This window comes from Streptomyces phaeofaciens, from assembly GCF_014648915.1.
Taxonomy (GTDB): Bacteria; Actinomycetota; Actinomycetes; order Streptomycetales; family Streptomycetaceae; genus Streptomyces; species Streptomyces phaeofaciens.
In genome coordinates, this window is sequence record NZ_BMSA01000003.1 from 227,018 (window position 1) to 245,889 (window position 18,872).

Annotated in this window: 13 protein-coding genes; 6 read left to right on the forward strand and 7 right to left on the reverse strand. The window is 72.6% G+C overall.

Features of this window, described 5'->3' with window-relative positions; translation table 11 throughout:
• Window positions 1-23 precede the first annotated feature (23 nt).
• Entirely contained in the window at window positions 24-2,594 is a 2,571-nt protein-coding gene (gene pepN, locus IE275_RS07950) for an aminopeptidase N (protein ID WP_189709125.1), read from the forward strand.
• A gap of 187 nt (window positions 2,595-2,781) precedes the next feature.
• Window positions 2,782-3,855, forward strand: coding sequence for a hypothetical protein (locus tag IE275_RS07955; protein WP_189709127.1), 1,074 nt, complete (start codon window positions 2,782-2,784; stop codon window positions 3,853-3,855).
• A 77-nt stretch (window positions 3,856-3,932) separates the two neighbouring features.
• On the opposite strand, the gene IE275_RS07960 is transcribed toward IE275_RS07955, so the two are convergent.
• Both IE275_RS07960 and IE275_RS07965 read right to left on the reverse strand, forming a co-directional pair.
• Window positions 3,933-5,705, reverse strand: coding sequence for a TIGR03767 family metallophosphoesterase (locus IE275_RS07960; protein WP_189709129.1), 1,773 nt, complete (start codon window positions 5,703-5,705; stop codon window positions 3,933-3,935).
• A 260-nt stretch (window positions 5,706-5,965) separates the two neighbouring features.
• On the reverse strand, window positions 5,966-6,430 hold the full coding sequence (locus IE275_RS07965; RefSeq protein ID WP_189709131.1) for an NUDIX hydrolase: 465 nt from the start codon (window positions 6,428-6,430) through the stop codon (window positions 5,966-5,968).
• A gap of 237 nt (window positions 6,431-6,667) precedes the next feature.
• Here IE275_RS07965 and IE275_RS07970 point away from each other — a divergent pair, with 237 nt between their 5' ends.
• Window positions 6,668-9,982: a S8 family serine peptidase gene (locus IE275_RS07970; protein ID WP_189709133.1), complete on the forward strand. Its 3,315-nt coding sequence runs from the start codon at window positions 6,668-6,670 to the stop codon at window positions 9,980-9,982.
• Window positions 9,983-10,061: 79 nt separating this feature from the next.
• On the opposite strand, the gene IE275_RS07975 is transcribed toward IE275_RS07970, so the two are convergent.
• Together IE275_RS07975 and IE275_RS07980 are read right to left on the reverse strand one after the other, a co-directional pair.
• Window positions 10,062-10,835 carry a hypothetical protein gene (locus IE275_RS07975; protein WP_189709135.1) on the reverse strand — a complete coding sequence of 258 codons (774 nt, stop codon included), beginning with the start codon at window positions 10,833-10,835 and terminating at the stop codon, window positions 10,062-10,064.
• Window position 10,836: 1 nt separating this feature from the next.
• A complete protein-coding gene (locus tag IE275_RS07980; protein ID WP_373299181.1) occupies window positions 10,837-11,364 on the reverse strand; it encodes an RNA polymerase sigma factor in 528 nt (175 codons plus the stop codon).
• A 319-nt stretch (window positions 11,365-11,683) separates the two neighbouring features.
• On the opposite strand from IE275_RS07980, the gene IE275_RS07985 reads away from it, so the two are divergent.
• The gene (locus IE275_RS07985) at window positions 11,684-12,700 is read left to right on the forward strand and encodes an aspartate-semialdehyde dehydrogenase (RefSeq protein ID WP_189709139.1); all 1,017 of its coding nucleotides are present in this window, start codon (window positions 11,684-11,686) and stop codon (window positions 12,698-12,700) included.
• A 30-nt stretch (window positions 12,701-12,730) separates the two neighbouring features.
• On the opposite strand, the gene IE275_RS07990 is transcribed toward IE275_RS07985, so the two are convergent.
• Window positions 12,731-13,210: a DUF1203 domain-containing protein gene (locus tag IE275_RS07990; protein WP_189709140.1), complete on the reverse strand. Its 480-nt coding sequence runs from the start codon at window positions 13,208-13,210 to the stop codon at window positions 12,731-12,733.
• Between the two features lie 59 nt (window positions 13,211-13,269).
• Entirely contained in the window at window positions 13,270-14,454 is a 1,185-nt protein-coding gene (locus tag IE275_RS07995) for an MFS transporter (protein ID WP_189709142.1), read from the reverse strand.
• A gap of 160 nt (window positions 14,455-14,614) precedes the next feature.
• Here IE275_RS07995 and pepN (IE275_RS08000) point away from each other — a divergent pair, with 160 nt between their 5' ends.
• Window positions 14,615-17,182, forward strand: coding sequence for an aminopeptidase N (gene pepN, locus IE275_RS08000; RefSeq protein ID WP_189709144.1), 2,568 nt, complete (start codon window positions 14,615-14,617; stop codon window positions 17,180-17,182).
• Window positions 17,183-17,286: 104 nt separating this feature from the next.
• Here the strand turns inward: pepN (IE275_RS08000) and IE275_RS08005 are convergent, their stop codons facing one another.
• The gene (locus IE275_RS08005) at window positions 17,287-18,267 is read right to left on the reverse strand and encodes an EamA family transporter (protein ID WP_189709146.1); all 981 of its coding nucleotides are present in this window, start codon (window positions 18,265-18,267) and stop codon (window positions 17,287-17,289) included.
• Window positions 18,268-18,345: 78 nt separating this feature from the next.
• Between IE275_RS08005 and IE275_RS08010 the strand changes: the two genes are divergently transcribed.
• Entirely contained in the window at window positions 18,346-18,867 is a 522-nt protein-coding gene (locus IE275_RS08010) for a MarR family winged helix-turn-helix transcriptional regulator (protein ID WP_189709148.1), read from the forward strand.
• The last annotated feature ends 5 nt before the right edge of the window (window positions 18,868-18,872 follow it).

Genomic DNA, 18,872 nt, shown 5'->3' on the forward strand with positions numbered 1-18,872 from the left:
AGAAGTCCAGAGGGAGTGCCTCCGTGCCCGGTGAGAATCTGTCCCGCGACGAGGCCCGGGAGCGGGCCGCCCTGCTGTCCGTCGACGGGTACGACGTGTCCCTCGACCTCCGTTCGGCGGTGGGCGACCTGCCCGGTGGGGGCCCGCGCACCTTCCGCTCGGTGACCACGCTCCGCTTCCGCTGCAACGAGCCCGGCGCGTCGAGCTTCGCGGACCTGATCGCCCCGAGCGTGACGGCCGTCTCCCTCAACGGCCGCGATCTGGACCCCGGCGAGGTCTTCGACGGCTCACGTGTCCTGCTGGAGGACCTGGCCGCCGAGAACGAGCTGGTGGTGGACGCGCAGTGCGCCTACTCCCGCACCGGTGAGGGCCTGCACCGCTTCGTCGACCCGGAGGACGGCGAGGTCTACCTCTACACGCAGTACGAGCCCGCCGACTCCCGCCGGGTGTTCGCGGGCTTCGAGCAGCCCGACCTCAAGGCCCCGTTCCGCTTCGAGGTGCGGGCGCCGGAGGGCTGGACGGTGTGGAGCAACGGGGAGGGCTCGGCGGCGGACGGCGTCTGGCGGTTCGCGGAGACCAAGCCGATCTCGACGTACATCACCTGTGTCGTGGCCGGTCCCTACCACTACGTGACCGACTCCTACCGCCGGGACCTCGGGGACGGCACGACGCTGGAGATCCCGCTCGGCGCGATGTGCCGCAAGGGTCTCGCGCCCTACTTCGAGGCCGACGACGTCTTCCTGATCACCAAGCAGGGCCTGGACTTCTTCCACGACCACTTCGACTACCCGTACCCCTTCGGGAAGTACGACCAGGCGTTCGTGCCCGAGTACAACCTGGGCGCGATGGAGAACCCGGGCCTGGTGACCTTCCGCGAGGAGTACGTCTTCCGGGGCAAGGTGACCCAGGCGTCCTACGAGGCCCGCGCGAACGTCATCCTGCACGAGATGGCGCACATGTGGTTCGGCGACCTGGTCACCATGGAGTGGTGGGACGACCTGTGGCTGAAGGAGTCGTTCGCCGACTTCATGGGCGCCTTCTCGCTGGTCGGCGCGACCCGTTTCACCGACGGCTGGATCACCTTCGCCAACCGCCGCAAGGCATGGGCGTACCGCGCCGACCAGCTGCCCTCCACCCACCCGGTGACCGCCGACATCCGCGACCTCCAGGACGCCAAGCTCAACTTCGACGGCATCACCTACGCCAAGGGCGCCAGCGTGCTGAAGCAGCTGGTGGCGTACGTGGGCCAGGACGCGTTCCTCGAAGGCGCCCGGCGCTACTTCAAGCGGCACGCGTACGGCAACACCCGGCTCGGGGACCTGCTGTCGGTGCTCGGCGAGACCAGCGGCCGGGACATGGGCGCGTGGGCGCGGTCCTGGCTCCAGACGGCGGGCGTGAACGCGCTGACCCCGCAGGTGCTGCTGGACGCGGAGGGCCGGGTCGCCGAACTGGCGGTGCTCCAGGAGGCCGTGGAGTCCCACCCCGAACTGCGCCCGCACCGGGTGGCGATCGGCCTGTACCGCGTTCAGGACGGCAGCCTCGTGCGGTACGCGCGTGCCGAGACGGACGTGGACGGCCCGCGCACGCTGGTGACGGAGCTGGCCGGCCAGGACGCCCCGGAGCTGGTGCTGGTCAACGACGACGATCTGACGTACTGCAAGATCCGGTTCGACGAGACCTCGCTGGCCACGCTGCGCGAGCACCTGGGGGCGACGGCCGATCCGCTGGCCCGTGCCCTGTGCTGGTCGGCGCTGTGGAACCTGACCCGGGACGCGCTGCTGCCCGCGCTCGACTTCGTGGATCTGGTGACGCGGTTCGCGCACCGCGAGTCGGACATCGGCGTCCTTCAGATGCTGCACGCGTGGGCGGACTCGGCGCTGGTCCACTACGTGCCGCGGGACCGGCGCCGGACGGGCGAGCTGATGCTGGCCGAGGTGGCCCTGCGGGAACTGCGGGCGGCGGGGCCGGGCAGTGAGCACCAGCTGGCCTGGGCCCGGTTCTTCGCGTCGGTGGCCTCGGCGCCGGACGACCTGGCCCTGCTGCGCGGTCTGCTGGACGGCGCGGAGAAGATCGAGGGGCTGGTGGTCGACCAGGAACTGCGCTGGGCGTTCCTTGAGCCGCTCGCGGCGCACGGGGTCGCGGACGAGGGCCTGCTCGCGGCCGAACTGGCCCGCGACGACACCGCGTCCGGCAAGCGCCACCAGGTCCGCTGTCTGGCGGCCCGCCCCTCGGCGGCGGTGAAGGCGCAGGCGTGGGCGCAGCTGGTGGAGTCGGACACACTGTCCAACGCGCTGGTGGAGGCCACGATCGCGGGCTTCGCGCAGTCCTCGCAGCGGGAGCTGCTGGCGCCGTACGCGCAGAAGTACTTCGCGGTGATCGGGCGCATCTGGTCCGAGCGTTCCATCCAGATCGCGATGAACGTGGTCAAGGGGCTGTTCCCGGACCTCCAGGACTCCCCGGAGACGCTCGCGGCGGCGGACGCCTGGCTGGCCGCGCACACGTCGGCGCCCCCGGCGCTGCGCCGGCTGGTGCTGGAGGGCCGGGACGACCTGGCGCGGGCGCTGCGCGCCCAGGAAGCTCTGCCCAAGGATTAAGCCGGCCGTCACCGTTACGGAATTCGTTCAGTCATACCCGTAACCCCTGGTCCGCCCCGGGCGGACCAGGGGTTTTCCGCGCCCTATCGGCACCCGAACACCCGTCCTTTAGTGCCACCTTGTCCGGATTTGTCGACGAGCGTGTAACAGCGGTTACAGGGCACCCAGGATGCGGAATCCCCGAGTCATGAACCACAACACCCCGCTCCCCCCGGCCTCCCCCCGCCCCCTGCGCCACGTCTCCACCGACGTGCAGCGCCGTGTCATGACCGAGGCCCAGCTCCGCTCGCACGGCGTGTCGCCGGCCGAGGCCGGTGAGCAGTGCCGTCCCGGCGGGCCCTGGCAGCAGCTCCTGCCGGGCGTGTACGCGCTCCACCCGGGACCGCCGACCAGCCAGGAGCGGTTGCACGCGGTGCTGCTGTACGCAGCCCGCGAGACGCCGGCGACGGCGGCGGCCGGGGTGCCGGCGCAGCCGGACGCGGACGGCCCGCACCGCCCGGTGTACGCGGAGGCCATGATCACGGGCCTGGCGGCGCTCACCCTGCACGGCTTCACCACCGCTCCCCCGCTGCCCGCCCTGGAACGCGTCGACGTCCTGGTCCCGCGGCAGCGCCGGCTGCGTTCGTCGGGTTTCGCCCACGTCGTCCGCACGGTGAACCTGCCGGTCCCGGAGCAGGCGACGGGTGTCCCCGTGGCCCCCGTGCCGCGCGCCCTGGCCGACGCGGTGGCCGGGCTGACGGACGCGGGCGCGGTACGGCGGCTGCTGACGGAGGCGGTGCGCGGGGGCCACTGCGAACCGGCGTCGGTGGTGAGGGAGTTGAGCGGCGCGAAGCTGCTGAGCCGGCCGCACGTGGTGGACGCGGTGGACTCGCTGCTGGCCGAGGGCCGGGCGATCGCGGAGGAGCGCCTGTACCGGATGGTCACCGAGTACGGGCTGCCCGACCCGGTGTGGAACGTCGACCTGCGGCTGCCCGGCGGGCCGCACCTGGGCGGGCTGGACGCCTACTGGCCCGAGCAGGCGGTGGCCGTCGAGCTGGACACCCGGGCGCCCCGCCAGGGCCATCGGCAGGACGACGACGCGCTCTGGTCGGAGTACGCCCGCAAGCGGGAGCACCTGGAGCGGCTGGGCATCACGGTCGTCCACATCACGCCCAGGAAGCTGCGGGACGCCATGGAACAGCAGGCGGCCGTGGTCCGCACGGCCCTGATGGCGGCCGGGGACCGCGATCCGGCCGCGTATGTCGTGGTGCTGCCCCGGTAGGAGGGGACCGGGGCAGCACCAGGAGGGGAGAGGAGGGGCCACCGGACCCGGGGACCCGTGGCCCCTCCTCCAAAGGGTCACCGCCGCTTCAGCAGCAGCTCCGTGTTCCGGTCCCGGGCCTCGCCGCTCAGCCGGGCCCCGTCGGAGCGGGCGTTCGCCGAGAGCTCCCGGTAGAGGGAGGCCAGACCGGTCTGGGACAGGTCGCCGAAGTCCGTGCGGTGCGGGGCCGCGGACTCGATCAGGGTGGTGTGGACCGAGAGGGTGCCGTCCTTGTTGTCGACCAGCTCGACCACCCGCGCCAGCTGCGGGAACTCCACGTGGGAGGCGGTGGAGACCTCCCAGAAGGAGCCCGCGGAGCCCCGGTGCGGGGTGATGTCGTTGCGGTGGATGTGGCCGTTCACCCACGCCACCACATTGCGGTGCCGGCCGAGAAGGGCCACCAGCTCGGCGCCCTCGTGGCGGCGCTCGCGCGGGTGCGCCGGGTCCGGGCGGGTGTTGGACATGCTCTCGCTGGTGTGGTGGCTGAAGACGACGGCGTACTGGTCCCGGTGCGCGCGCAGCGTCGCGTCCAGCCACGTCAGCTGCGCCGTGCCGATCGAGCCGTTGTAGTGGCCGCCGGGGTCGGTGGTGTCGAGGCTGATGCCGAGCACGTTCTCGGCGATCGGAAAGCTGTAGTACTGCGTGCCCGCCTCCAGGTTGGCCCGTGTGTAGCCGTGGCCGACCGGGCCCGCGCCCCGGTACACCGGGTCCAGATGGGCCCGGACGTGCTCGGCGGGCGTGTACGGCGCCCGGCGTTCGTCCGGGGTGACCGCGCGCTGGGCACGGGCCGTGGACTTCAGCAGGTCACGCAGGACGGTGCCCCGGGGGTCCCGGTCCTCGCTGATGCTCCGCTGGAGCCGCACCGCCTCGGCGGGGGTCAGCTCCATCAGCTTGCGGCCGCCCACGGCGTACTCGGCGAGCCAGCTGTCACCGTGCGCGTAGCAGCCCAGCGGCATGGCGTCGTGATTGCCGACGGTGGAGTACCAGGGCAGGGTCAGGCCGGGGCTGCGCACCTCACGGATCGCGGCCGCCAGGAAGCCGTCCAGGCGGGGGAAGCCGCGCTGCTTGTAGGCGTCGCGGGAGGCGGAGTCGGGCTGCCAGTACAGGGGGACGCCGCTGTTCTGGACGCCCTCGTAGTGCCGCGGGTCGCCGGAGTTGGGGGTGATGCGCCCGCCGCTCATCACCGTCAGGTACCAGTCCAGCTCGGTGCGGGCGTTGTTGTCGGTGTTGTCGCCGGTGGTGACGACGAAGTCCAGCGGCGCCCCGGTCACCGGAGCGGCCCGCAGCGCGTTGACCCGCTCCACGAGCGAGACGGCGCCCTGCACGGTGAGCGCCTCGTGCGGGCGCCAGGAGATCTCACTGGCCGCCCGCAGGTACTCCAGGCGCATCGGGTGCTGGCTGTCGATCAGGTGCAGGTCGGTGAGCTGGACGAAGGCCGCGAGCGTCGTACGGCGGCCCGCGCGGCCGGACTTGGGCGCGGCGAGATCGCCGCGCACGACGCGCCCCCAGCCGGGCTGGCTGTCCAGGCGGCGGTAGCCGGATCCGGGGCGCGGGGCGGCGACGGAGGCGAGCGTGGTGCCCTTGGTGAAGGGGGCGAGCGGAGCGGCGGCGGGCGCCGCCGAGGCCCGCGGGCCGGCGGCCGCGGGCTCCGGGCGGGCCGCGGGCACCTGCGCGGCGGGCGCCGCCTCGCTGTCGGTGGGCCGCAGGGCGTAGCCGACGCCCGCGGAGACGGAGACGGCCGCGGTGGCGGCGAGGACGGTACGACGGTCGACCCCCAGCACGGAGGACGTGACAGAGCGTGTGCGCGACATGGCGCGATCTCCCCGAGTGCGAACGCGTCGGCAGTGGACGCGGGTCGGTCGCAGCCGCGAACGTCCCGCTCGTACCGGATGCTCGACACCGGGAATGGCCTGCGCGTGAACGCCCCAGCAACGACAGACGCCGATCGCGAACGTGGATCTAGGCCGGCGCGACGGGCCGTCGACTGCTCCCCGGCCGCTCCTCGGACCGCCCGGAGCCGGTCACTCCCCGTTCATCTCGCGGGGCAGGACCCCCACGCCGCGCACCGTCCCTACCCCTTCGGCGGTACGAACACCCGGCCGTCCACCGGCCGTTCCCGCCACAGCTTCAGCGCGATGTCGACCAGCCGGACCCGGGTCAGCGCGGGCACGTCGGCCAGGTCGTGCCAGGCGGCCAGGTCGGTGGAGCCGTCGACCTCGTAGCGCAGTGCGCCGCCGACGATCCGGCCCTCGTAGACGATGCGCAGCCCGTGGTGGTCGACGGGGCCGCGCAGGCCCTCGCGGGGGAAGACGTGGCGGGAGGAGTCCATCCCGAGCAGGCCGGTGACCTCGACGCGGTAGCCGGTCTCCTCGTCGAGTTCGCGCACCACGGTGTCGAGAGGGTCCTCGCCGTGCTCCATGCCGCCGCCGGGCAGCACCCACTCCGGCGTGCCGTCGGTGGCCGGCGAGCGGGCCAGCAGGATCCGGTCGTCACGGACACAGACGGCGTAGGCCGCCACCCTCAACTTCTTCCGCACACAACGACGTTAGCCGTTCGGGAGCGGACACGGGCGCACAGCGTACGGACACCGCCCATACAGGGTTCACGTAGAGGGTTTTCCCCATACATCCATATCGATTCGGTCAACGCTCCCCAAACAACCGCCTCTTACGTAAAGCTTTGCGGTCGTCCGGGTCCACATTCCGGACGTTCGCGATCGGGTATGACCAGCCCGTTCGCCCGACGCTCGTTCCTTTACGTACAAGGGATGCCGATGACCTTCTCCCCCCAGCGCGAAGCCGCCCCGGGCGCCAGACGCGTGGTCCGTATAGCCGTGGCCGCGGGCCTGGTGGCCGCGCTGTCCGCGGCCGGACCCATACCCATGGCCTTCGCCGCGGACGCCGGCCAGACCCCGGCCGCCGACCCGGGCGCCAAGTCCGCCCCCGCCAAGCTCGGCTCCGACGACGCCGACCTCCTCGCCGAGGCCAAGGCCGACGGCGACAAGAACGTCACGATGATGGTCGCGACCGCGCCGGGCAGCACCGAGCAGGTCGCCGCGCAGCTGGACGCCGTCAAGGGCGGGCTCGTGGGCCGGACCTTCGACAAGGTCGGCTACGTCCGCGCCACCGTCCCCACCGACCGGGCCGACGCGGCCATCGCCGCCGCCGCGAAGCTCTCCTCGGTGCACGCCATCGACCTGCGCGAGGACATCCCGCTGGACGACCCGACGCCGGGCGCGGACACCGCCAAGGGCGCCAAGGGCACGTCGAGCGCCAAGACCTACCCCGCGCCGGGCAGGAACACCCCCGCCGAGAACCCGTACAACCCGTCCTTCGAGACGGGTGCCGTCGACTTCGTGAAGAAGAACCCGAAGGCGGACGGCCGCGGTGTCACCATCGGTGTCCTGGACTCCGGTGTGGACCTGTCGCACCCCGCGCTCCAGAAGACCACCACCGGCGAGCGCAAGATCGTCGACTGGGTCACCTCGACCGACCCGGTCTCCGACGGCGACCTCACCTGGCGCCGGATGACGAACGTGGCCGACGGCCCGCAGTTCACCCGGACCCCCGCGACCACCGGCGTCGCCGAGACCTTCAAGGCCCCGGCCGGCTCGTACCGGTTCAACTACTTCTACGAGTCCGCGACCACCGGCGGCGACCAGCTGGGCGACGTCAACCGCGACGGCGACACCACCGACGCCTGGGGCGTGCTCTACGACGCCGCGACGAACACGGTGCGCGTCGACGCGAACGACAACCTCGACTTCACCGACGACGCCGCCATGAAGCCGTACAAGGAAGGCTTCCAGAGCGGCTGGTTCGGGACGGACGACCCGGCGACCGATGTCGCCGAGCGCATCCCGTTCGTCGTGGAGACCCGCAAGGACGTCGTCTACGACGCGGCCGGCAACAAGGCCGACTACGTCAACATCGGCATGATCTCCAGCGAGCACGGCACCCACGTCGCCGGCATCACCGCCGCGAACAGCCTGTTCGGCGGGAAGATGAACGGCGCCGCCCCCGGCGCGAAGATCGTCTCCTCCCGCGCCTGCGTCTTCGGCGCCGGCTGCTCCAACGTCGCGCTCACCGAGGGCATGATCGACCTCGTCGCCAACCGCGGCGTCGACATCGTCAACATGTCCATCGGCGGTCTGCCCGGTCTGAACGACGGCAACAACGCGCGCGCCGAGCTGTACACCCGCCTGATCGACACCTACGGCGTCCAGCTGGTCATCTCGGCCGGCAACGAGGGCCCCGGCGCCAACACCATCGGCGACCCCGGCCTGGCCGACAAGGTCATCTCGGTCGGCGCGGCCATCTCCAAGGAGACCTGGGCCGCCAACTACGGCTCGCAGGTGAAGAAGAAGTACGCGCTGCTGCCCTTCTCCTCCCGCGGCCCGCGTGAGGACGGCGGCTTCACGCCGACCCTGGTCGCCCCGGGCGCCGCGATCAACACCGTCCAGACCTGGCTGCCGGGCGCCCCGGTCGCCGAGTCGGGCTACAAGCTGCCGGCCGGCTACGCCATGCTCCAGGGCACCTCGATGGCCTCCCCGCAGGCCGCGGGCGCCTCGGCGCTGCTCATCTCCGCCGCCAAGCAGAAGGACATCGCCCTCACCCCGGCGACCCTGCGCACCGCGCTGACCTCGACCGCGGACCACATCAGGGGTCTCCAGGCCTACGAGGAGGGCGCCGGCGCCATCAACATCGTGGACGCCTGGAAGTCCATCAGGAAGGGCGCCACGGCCCACGAGTACACGGTCAAGGCCCCGGTCGACACCGCGCTCGACTTCGCGCTGAAGACGCCGGGCTTCGGCACCGGCATCTACGACCGTGAGGGCGGCCTCAAGGCCGGCCAGAAGAAGACGTACGAGGTCACCGTCACCCGTACGACCGGTGCCGACAAGGCGATCCGCCACGAGCTGCACCTCGAGAACAACGCGGCCGGCACCTTCCGGATCGTCGGCTCCGACGAGGTGAAGCTGGGCCTGAACAAGCCGGTCACCGTCACGATCCAGGCCGCGCCGAAGTCCGCCGGGCTCAAGAGCGCGATCCTGGAGGTCGACGACCCGAAGACCGAGGGCATCGACAAGCAGATCCTCAACACGGTCGTGGTCTCGACGCCGGTGGCGCACACCTTCTCCGCGAAGAACACCGTGCAGCGCAACAGCTTCCAGTCCTACTTCCTGACCGTCCCCGAGGGCGCCACCTCCCTCGAGGTCGCCATCGGCGGGCTGAAGGACAAGAGCCAGACCCGGTTCATCTCGATCCACCCGTACGGTGTCGCCGTCGAGGACAGCGCCACCATCTACTGCTACAACAACTACCTCGACGGCAACGGCTGCAAGCCCGACGCCCGCTCCTACGCCGACCCGCAGCCGGGCGTCTGGGAGATCGAGGTCGAGTCGCGCCGCACCTCGCCGCTGCTCGACAACCCGTACAAGCTGGACGTCACCGTCTACGGTGCCGTGTTCGACCCGGCGACCGTGACCGTGCCCGAGGCGAAGGTCGGCACCCCGGCCCCCGTCTCCTGGAAGGTGACGAACAACTTCGCCGCCATCGACGGCAAGCTGGCCGGCGGCCCGCTCGGCTCCTCCAAGGCGGCCCGCCCGACCATCGCCAACCACGAGAACCAGACCACCACGGTCGAGGTCCCGGCGGGCGCCAAGTCCCTCGACGTCTCCATCGGCAACGTCTCGGACGCCGCCGCCGACCTCGACCTGACGGTCTACGACGCCGCGGGCAAGCAGGTCGCGCAGCAGGCCGACGGCGACTCGGAGGAGGCGGTCTCCATCCCGTCGCCGGCCGCCGGCACGTACACCATCGAGGTCGCGGGCTACTCGGTCCCGTCCGGCAGCACGGCGTACGACTACCTGGACGTGTTCTTCTCGTCCTCGCTCGGCACCGTCGGCGTCGACGAGTCGACGCCGGTGAAGCTGGCCACGGGCGCCTCGGCGTCGGTCTCCGCGACCGTCACCGCCGCGGCCCCCGCGCCGGAGGGCCGGGCCTTCTTCGGCCAGGTCCAGCTGGTCAACGCGCGCGGCACCGTCGCGGGCGTCGGCAACGTGGCCATCGGCAAGGTCACGCCGTAACGGCACAGGGCTGAGGGGGCGGGCGTCCGTACGGGCGCCCGCCCCTTCGTCGTACCAGGGACCGCCCCCTGCGGGTGTCTCACCCGCAGCCCGTGTCCGCCGCCTGGGGCAGGGCGCGCAGCAGCGCCGACCGTTCGGCGGCGATGTCGGCCTCACCGACCGTCCAGACGTCCGGGGAGGACGATCCTCGCTCCAGCGCGACCAGGACGTGGTCCCCCTCGGCGACCAGCGGATCCATGTCCTCGGTCAGGACGAAGCCGACCTCCTCGCCCTCCCTCCCGGTGTCCTGCGGCTTGTACGAGCGGGTCACGCGCAGGGTGACGCGCTCGTCGGCCGTCCCCGGCACAGGTTCGACGGCCGTCACGTCGCCCTCGACGACCAGCCCGGCGCAGGCCAGATAGCCGGGGTCCCCGAAGGCGCTGCCCGCGGCCTCCTGATCGGCGCTCTTGCCGGCGCTGTCGGCGCTGCTGGCCGCACCGGAGTCGTCGGACGCGCCCCCGCCGGCCTGGAGCACCAGCCAGCCGGACCCCACGACCAGGGCACCGGCGGCGGCGACACCGACGGCGCGCAGGGCGAAGGGGACGAGCCGCCGGGGCCGGCGCAGGGGCCGTACGACGGCCGTGGCCCGCTCCGCGGGCGCGGCTGCCGGGGCGGGTTCCGTGAGGGTGTCGGCGAGGAGGCCGAGCTGTTCGCGGAGCACGGCCAGGTCGGCGACGGCCGCGCCGTGGGCGGCGAGATAGCCGGGGTCGGCCCGGGCCTCGTCGGACAGGGGCGCCTCGGTGAGCGCGGCCATGAGGGCGTCCATGCCGTCGTAGCTGTCGTGCGCGGGGCCGTGTTCGTTCTCGGCGGGCATGTCACACCACCTCGTCCTCGTGCAGGCGGGCGCGCAGGGCGCGGACCGCCGTGTGCAGCCGGCTCTTGACCGTGCCCTCCGGGACGCCCAGCTCCTGGGCTATGGAGCGCACCGGCAGATCGGCGAAGAAGCGCAGCACGACGACCTGCCGCTGGGCGTCCGGCAGATCGTCCAGCCCCTCGGCGACGGCGAGGGAGAGCACGCTGGTGTCCTCGCCCGAGGGGGACTCGTGCTGGCGCAGCGAGGCCAGCCGTTCGCCGAGGCGTTCCTGGCGCCGCTTGGCGCGGTGCCAGTCCATGGCGAGGTTGGAGGCGACGACCGCCGCCCACGCGGAGACGTCACGGGGGGCCTCGTGGCCCTTCGCCGCGCGCTCCAGCAGCCGCAGGCGGACCTGCTGTACCCCGTCCAGCAGGTCCGCCTGCGGTACCCCGCCCAGGGCGAGCACCGCCCGCACCCGGCGTTCCTGCGCCGCGTCCAGGGGGTCGCCGTGTTCGGCGCCCTGGACGCGGCGGGCGATTCTGCGCAGCACAGACACCCCTCCCCTCGCCGCGTTGCCTCTACGACGCCGTAGCGCGCCGAAACGTTCGACGGAACCGTGGGAATGTGTTCAGAGGCGTACGTCACACCGCGCCACGGGGCAGCACAGCTTGCGGCGCCAGATGGCCGAGGGGCGAATTTCTCCAGCTCAGGGGGTGTGGGGGCGGGAGTTCCGCAACCGGGCGCCGCGGCGGGGCGTCCCAGCCCTCGGGCATGCCGGCCAAAGAATTGGACAGGTGGGCCGGGGTCGGCCGCATGATGGAAAAGCCACGGCCAGGCAATACGTACGTAACGAGACAGAGGGAGTCGCCGTGAGGGTCGGAATCGTCGGAGCCACCGGTCAGGTCGGCACGGTCATGCGCAGGATCCTCAAGGAGCGGAACTTCCCGGTCACCGAGCTGCGGCTGTTCGCCTCGGCCCGTTCCGCGGGCACGGAGCTGGACGGCGTGACGGTGGAGGACGCATCGACGGCCGACTACTCGGGCCTGGACATCGTCCTGTTCTCGGCGGGCGGCGCCACGTCGAAGGCGCTGGCCGAGAAGGTCGCCGCGCAAGGCGCCGTGGTGATCGACAACTCCTCGGCCTGGCGCAAGGACCCGGAGGTCCCCCTCGTCGTCTCCGAGGTGAACCCGCACGCGATCGCGAACCGCCCCAAGGGCATCATCGCCAACCCGAACTGCACGACGATGGCCGCGATGCCGGTCCTGAAGCCGCTGCACGCGGAGGCGGGCCTCGAGGCGCTGGTCGTCGCCACCTACCAGGCGGTGTCCGGTTCGGGTGTCGCGGGCGTGGCGGAGCTGCACGGCCAGGCGCAGAAGGTGATCGCCGACGCCGACAAGCTGACGCACGACGGCGAGGCGGTCGACTACCCGGAGCCGCAGGTCTACAAGCGCCCCATCGCCTTCAACGTGATCCCGCTCGCGGGCTCCATCGTCGAGGACGGCCTGGACGAGACGGACGAGGAGCAGAAGCTCCGCAACGAGTCCCGCAAGATCCTGGAGATCCCCGGGCTGAAGGTCTCCGGCACCTGTGTGCGGGTCCCGGTCTTCTCCGGCCACTCCCTCCAGGTCAACGCCCGTTTCGCGCGGCCGCTGTCGGCGCAGCGCGCGACGGAGCTGCTGGCCGGGGCCGAGGGCGTCGTCCTCACCGACATCCCGACCCCGCTCCAGGCGGCCGGCAAGGACGCGTCGTACGTCGGCCGCATCCGCCAGGACGAGACCGTCGAGCACGGCCTCGCCCTCTTCATCTCCAACGACAACCTCCGCAAGGGCGCGGCCCTGAACGCGGTGCAGATCGCCGAGCTGGTGGCGCGCGAGCTGAAGGGCTAGGGCCTCCCGGCCTCCTAGGGAGACGCCCCCCTAGGGCCTCCCGACCTCGTAGAGGAAGCATCCGTACTCGACGGCCCGGACGTGGACGAACGCCACCTCCGGGTCGTCGAACGCGTCACGGACCCCGTCCTCGATCCCGTCGGCCCCGACGAGCGTCCCGCCGAGGATGCGCCCTTCGGGTGAATACCGCCGCACGACCCGGTGGGCCCCGCCGAAGGGGTACGGCTCGTCCCCGTCCGGCCCCGGGCACTCCCCGGCGTGCACGAACACGGGCCCCTGCTCGTCGTAGGCCCCCGGGTCGGTCCCGGTGCCCGCCGCCCATCGCCGCAACGGCGCGTAGCTCACCAGGGCGAGGGACTCGCCCGCCTCGCTGCGGCGCAGACAGCACCGCAGCGGCGCCCCGCCCTCCGGGTCGGCGAAGGGGACGGCGGCCCGTCCGAAGTCGTCGGCGACCAGCAGTTGTGCACGCACCTCGGCGGGAACGGCCCGCACCTCGTAGTCGATGTCCATACGGTCCAGCGTCCCGCCGCCCGGCCGGTGTCACCGGCGGTTTCCGGACGGGGTGTTCGTCAGTCGCGGTGCCTGGTCAGCGGCAGCGCCAGCAGCGCCAGCCCCGCCCCCAGCCACAGCGCCTCCGTCACTCCCCTGGCGTCGGCCACCCGCCCGCCGGCGAACGCGCCGAGGGCGATCGCGGTGTTGAACACCCCGGCGGACAGCGCGGACACGGCCTCCCGGGCGCGCGGCACCGCGGCGGCCGACAGCCAGGTCTGGGCGGACACGGACACACCGCCGTAGGCCAGCCCCCAGCACACCAGCAGCAGCGCCGACGCCCCGAGCGAGCCGCCCGCGAGGACGAGCAGGCCGACGGCCAGCCCCACCCCGGCCGCGACGGCGCACAGGGTCCGCCGCGGGTCGTGGGCGGCGAGCGTCCCGGCGGCGAAGGTGCCGACGAGCCCGGCGACCCCGTATCCGAGGAGCAGGGTGCTCACCTCCCCGGCCCCGAGCCCCGGCACCCGTTCCAGCACCGGCCGCACATACGTGTACGCCGTGAAGTGGCCGGTGACCAGCAGCCCCACCACCACCAGCCCCCGACGTACCCGGGGAACGGCCGCCACCCGCCCCAACTCCCGCACGCCCACCGCGTGTTCGGCGGGCAGCGGGGGCAGTGCGAGGGCCAGCGTCCCGGCGACCGCCACCGCGAGGAGGGCGAGCGCCCCGAAGGCCCACCGCCAGCCGGCCGTCGCGCCGAGGACCGTACCGGCCGGCACCCCGAGCACGGAGGCGACGGCGATCCCGCTGAACACGACGGCCGTGGCCCGTCCGACGGAGGCCGCCGGCACCAGTCGTACCGCCAGCCCGGCGGCGACCGCCCACACCCCGCCGATGCACACCCCGACCAGCGCCCGGGCGACGAGCAGCACGATCACGTCCGGGGCGAGCGCGGACAGCAGGTCGGCCACCGCGAGCAGCAGCAACAACGCGCACAGCACGCCCCGCCGGTCGGCGCGCCGCACGGCGACCGGCAGCAGCGGCGCGGCGACGGCGGCGACCAGTCCGGGCAGGGTGAGCGCGAGCCCGGCGGTCCCGGCGGACACGCCGAGCCCGTCGCCGAGCGAGGTGAGCAGCCCGACCGGCAGCATCTCGGTGGTGACGACGGAGAAGGTGGCCCCGCCGAGCGCGAGCACGGGGGCCCAGCGGCCCGCGGGAGTGGGAGAGGCGCCCGGGGAGACCGAGGTGGGGGTGGTGGACGACATGCCTCCACCATTCAGCGCGGGGCGGACGCTTCCCACCCCGTCCCGGAGAGCGGACACCCGGCGGGCGGCAACGGACACCGGCACCCCAGGAACGTCGTCGCCCCAGGCAGCCGTCCCGTGGAAGGATGGCGCAACCCACACATAACGAGGAGATGACCGCGTGCCTGGCACAAACCTGACTCGCGAAGAGGCGCAGCAGCGGGCGAAGCTGCTCACCGTTGACTCGTACGAGATCGATCTCGACCTCTCCGGCGCGCAGGAGGGCGGCACCTACCGGTCCGCGACCACGGTGCGCTTCGACGTCACCGAGGGCGGTGCCGAGTCCTTCATCGACCTGGTGGCACCGGCCGTCCACGAGGTGACGCTCAACGGCGACCCGATCGACCCGGCCGAGGCGTTCAAGGACTCCCGGATCGCGCTGTCCGGGCTGCTGGAGGGCCGCAACGTCCTGCGTGTCGTCGCCGACTGCGCCTACACGAACACGGGTGAGGGCCTGCACCGGTTCGTCGACCCGGTCGACGAGCAGGCCTACCTGTACACACAGTTCGAGGTGCCGGACGCCCGCCGGGTGTTCGCTTCGTTCGAACAGCCGGACCTCAAGGCCACCTTCCAGTTCACGGTGAAGGCGCCGACCGGCTGGACCGTCATCTCCAACTCCCCGACGCCCGAGGCCAAGGACGACGTCTGGGTGTTCGAGCCGACGCCGCGGATCTCCACGTACATCACCGCGCTGATCGTCGGGCCGTACCACTCGGTCCACAGCGTGTACGAGAAGGACGGGCAGAGCGTCCCGCTCGGCATCTACTGCCGCCCGTCCCTGGCCGAGTTCCTCGACTCGGACGCGATCTTCGAGGTCACCCGGCAGGGCTTCGACTGGTTCCAGGAGAAGTTCGACTACGCGTACCCGTTCAAGAAGTACGACCAGCTGTTCGTCCCGGAGTTCAACGCGGGCGCGATGGAGAACGCGGGCGCGGTGACCATCCGCGACCAGTACGTGTTCCGGTCCAAGGTGACGGACGCCGCGTACGAGCTGCGCGCCGAGACCATCCTGCACGAGCTGGCCCACATGTGGTTCGGCGACCTGGTCACCATGGAGTGGTGGAACGACCTGTGGCTGAACGAGTCGTTCGCCACGTACACGTCCATCGCCTGCCAGGCGTACGCGCCCGGGTCGCGCTGGCCGCACTCCTGGACGACGTTCGCCAACTCCATGAAGACGTGGGCGTACCGGCAGGACCAGCTGCCGTCCACCCACCCGATCATGGCGGAGATCCGTGACCTGGACGACGTCCTGGTCAACTTCGACGGCATCACCTACGCCAAGGGCGCGTCCGTACTGAAGCAGCTCGTCGCGTACGTCGGCATGGACGCGTTCTTCGCGGGCGTGCAGGCGTACTTCAAGCGGCACGCGTTCGGCAACACCCGGCTGTCCGACCTGCTGGGCGCGCTGGAGGAGACCTCCGGCCGCGACCTGGGCACCTGGGCGGAGAAGTGGCTGCGGACCGCCGGCATCAACGTCCTGCGCCCCGAGATCGAGACGGACGCGGACGGCGTCATCACCTCGTTCGCCATCCGCCAGGAGGCCCCGGCGCTTCCGGCGGGCGCCAAGGGCGAGCCGACCCTGCGTCCGCACCGTATCGCCGTCGGTCTGTACGAACTCGACGACGACAGCGGCAAGCTGGTGCGCGACGAGCGCATCGAGCTGGACGTCGACGGCGAGCTGACGGCCGTGCCGCAGCTGGTCGGCAGGCGCCGGCCGGACGTCGTCCTCCTCAACGACGACGACCTGTCGTACGCGAAGGTCCGCCTCGACGAGGCGTCCCTCGCGTTCGTCACCGAGCACCTCGGCGACTTCGCGTCCTCGCTCCCCCGCGCCCTGTGCTGGGCGTCGGCCTGGGACATGACCCGGGACGCCGAACTGCCCACCCGCGACTACCTGGCCCTGGTGCTGTCCGGCATCGGCAAGGAGTCCGACATCGGCGTGGTCCAGTCGTTGCACCGTCAGGTCAAGCTCGCCATCGACCTGTACGCCGACCCGACCGCCCGCGAGGCCCTGCTCACCCGCTGGACCGACGCCACGCTGGCCCACCTGCGGTCCGCCGACGCCGGCAGCGACCACCAGCTGGCCTGGGCCCGCGCCTTCGCGGCCACTGCCCGGACGCCGGAGCAGCTGGACCTCCTGGAGGCCCTGCTGGAGGGGTCGCAGACGATCGAGGGCCTGGCGGTCGACACCGAGCTGCGCTGGGCGTTCGTGGAGCGTCTCGCGGCGGTCGGCCGGTTCGACGAGGCGGAGATCGCCGGCGAGTACGAGCGGGACAAGACGGCCGCCGGCGAGCGCCACGCGGCCACCGCCCGCGCCGCGCGTCCGACGCCGGAGGCCAAGGCCGAGGCGTGGGCGTCGGTCGTCGAGGACGACAAGCTGCCCAACGCGGTCCAGGAGGCGGTCATCGGCGGCTTCGTCCAGACCGATCAGCGCGAGCTGCTGGCGGCGTACACGGACAAGTACTTCGAGGTCGTCAAGGACATCTGGGACTCCCGTTCGCACGAGATCGCCCAGCAGATCGCGGTCGGTCTGTACCCGACGATCCAGGTCTCCCGGGAGACCCTGGACCGGACGGACGCCTGGCTGGCCGCCGCCGAGCCGAACGCGGCCCTGCGCCGCCTCGTCTCGGAGTCCCGCTCGGGCGTGGAGCGCGCGCTGAACGCCCAGGCGGCGGACGCGCGGTAGGTCCCGCCGGAACGGGGACCCGGTTCCCGTACGGAGGCGAGGGCGCCCGGTGTCGCACCGGGCGCCCTTTCCCGTGCCCCCGTGGCCCCGTGGCCCCGTGGCCTTCAGGTGCCGGTGAGCCGGTGAGCGGGTTCCGGACGCCTCGCGGCGGTCGAGGTCGTCGGGGACGTCCGAGCCGTCGGGGTGGTCGGAGCCGTCGGGGTCGTCGAGGGCGCCGTCTTCGCCCGGCGCGGGCCGCCCGTGGCGAGCTGGCCCGCCACCGTCGCGCCGAAGGCGAGGGCCATGCCCGTGAGCTGGAGGGGGGTCAGGGACTGGCCGAGGGCGGCCCAGCCGACGACGGCCGCGGTCAGCGGGGAGAGCGGGCCCAGGAGGGTGACCTGGGTGGCGGTCAGGCGACCGATGCCGCGGAACCAGAGCCAGTACGAGACCGCGGTGTTGGCGAGCGCCAGGTAGAGGTAGCCGGCGGCCGCGCGGCCGTCCAGCGCGGGCGGGGCGCCCTCCACGAGGAAGGCGACGGGCGCGATGAGCAGACCGCCCGCGGTGAGCTGCCAGCCGGTGAGGGCCAGCGGGCCGACGCCCTCGGGGCGGCCCCACTTCTTCGTCAGGACGACACCGGCCGACATGGAGGCGGTGGAGCCGAGCGCGGCCAGCACACCGAGCCCGTCCAGCGCCCCGGCCGCCTTCAGCACGACCAGGCTGACGCCGACCGCGGCGACCACCGCCGCCAGCAGGGTCCGTACGGTCGGCCGGCTGCCCAGCAGCAGGGCCGAGAGGCCGACCACGAACAGGGGCCCGACCGAGCCGACGACCGCCGCCATGCCGCCGGGCAGCCGGTAGGCGGAGAGGAAGAGGAGCGGGAAGAAGGCGCCGATGTTCAGCGCGCCGAGGATCGCGGCCTTGCCCCACCAGACGCCCCGGGGCAGCACCCGGCCGAGGGCGAGCAGCAGCAGCCCGGCGGGCAGGGCGCGCATCAGGCCGGTGAAGAGCGGCCGGTCGGGTGGCAGGAACTCGGTGGTGACGGCGTACGTGGTGCCCCAGGAGACGGGGGCGAGGGCGGTGAGCAGGACGGTCGTGATCCTCTGCATGGAAATAGCTTAGCACTAAGCAACTTAACTGCAAGCTACTTTCTTGCGGGCGACCGGAAGCGGACGGATACTCACCGCATGAACACCCCGCAGCCCCCGCGCAAGGACCCGGTCGACGCGATCATCGAGCAGTGGGCGAAGGTCCGGCCGGACCTCGACACCGCCGCGATGGAGGTCTTCGGCCGGATCCACCGGATCTCGCGCGCCATGGCCGACCGGTCGGAGAAGGCGTACGGCGCCCTGGGCCTGGGCCGCGGCGAGTTCGACGTGCTGGCCACCCTGCGCCGCTCCGGCGCGCCGTACACCCTCTCGCCCCGCCAGCTGTCGGCCACGCTCATGCTCACCACCGGCGGGATGACCGGCCGCCTCGACAAGCTGGAGCGGGCGGGGCTGCTGCGCCGCTCCCCCGACCCGCACGACCGCCGGGCCCTGCGGGTGACGCTGACCGAGGAGGGGCTGGCCCTGGTCGACCGGGCGGTCGGCGCGGGCCTCGCCGCCCAGACGGAGACCCTCTCCGCCGCCCTCGGCCCCGAACGCGCCGCCCAACTGGCCGATCTGCTGCGGGAGCTGCTGTTCACCGCGGAGACGGCCGAGCGGTAGCGCCC

What these genes read in the sequence shown, in the direction of transcription:
- IE275_RS07955 (WP_189709127.1), top strand. Translation starts at nt 2,782, where the DNA reads ATGAACCACAACACCCCGCTCCCCCCGGCCTCCCCCCGCCCCCTGCGC.
- IE275_RS07960 (WP_189709129.1), bottom strand. Translation starts at nt 5,705, where the DNA reads ATGTCGCGCACACGCTCTGTCACGTCCTCCGTGCTGGGGGTCGACCGT.
- IE275_RS07970 (WP_189709133.1), top strand. Translation starts at nt 6,668, where the DNA reads ATGACCTTCTCCCCCCAGCGCGAAGCCGCCCCGGGCGCCAGACGCGTG.
- IE275_RS07975 (WP_189709135.1), bottom strand. Translation starts at nt 10,835, where the DNA reads ATGCCCGCCGAGAACGAACACGGCCCCGCGCACGACAGCTACGACGGC.
- IE275_RS07990 (WP_189709140.1), bottom strand. Translation starts at nt 13,210, where the DNA reads ATGGACATCGACTACGAGGTGCGGGCCGTTCCCGCCGAGGTGCGTGCA.
- IE275_RS07995 (WP_189709142.1), bottom strand. Translation starts at nt 14,454, where the DNA reads ATGTCGTCCACCACCCCCACCTCGGTCTCCCCGGGCGCCTCTCCCACT.
- IE275_RS08005 (WP_189709146.1), bottom strand. Translation starts at nt 18,267, where the DNA reads ATGCAGAGGATCACGACCGTCCTGCTCACCGCCCTCGCCCCCGTCTCC.
- IE275_RS08010 (WP_189709148.1), top strand. Translation starts at nt 18,346, where the DNA reads ATGAACACCCCGCAGCCCCCGCGCAAGGACCCGGTCGACGCGATCATC.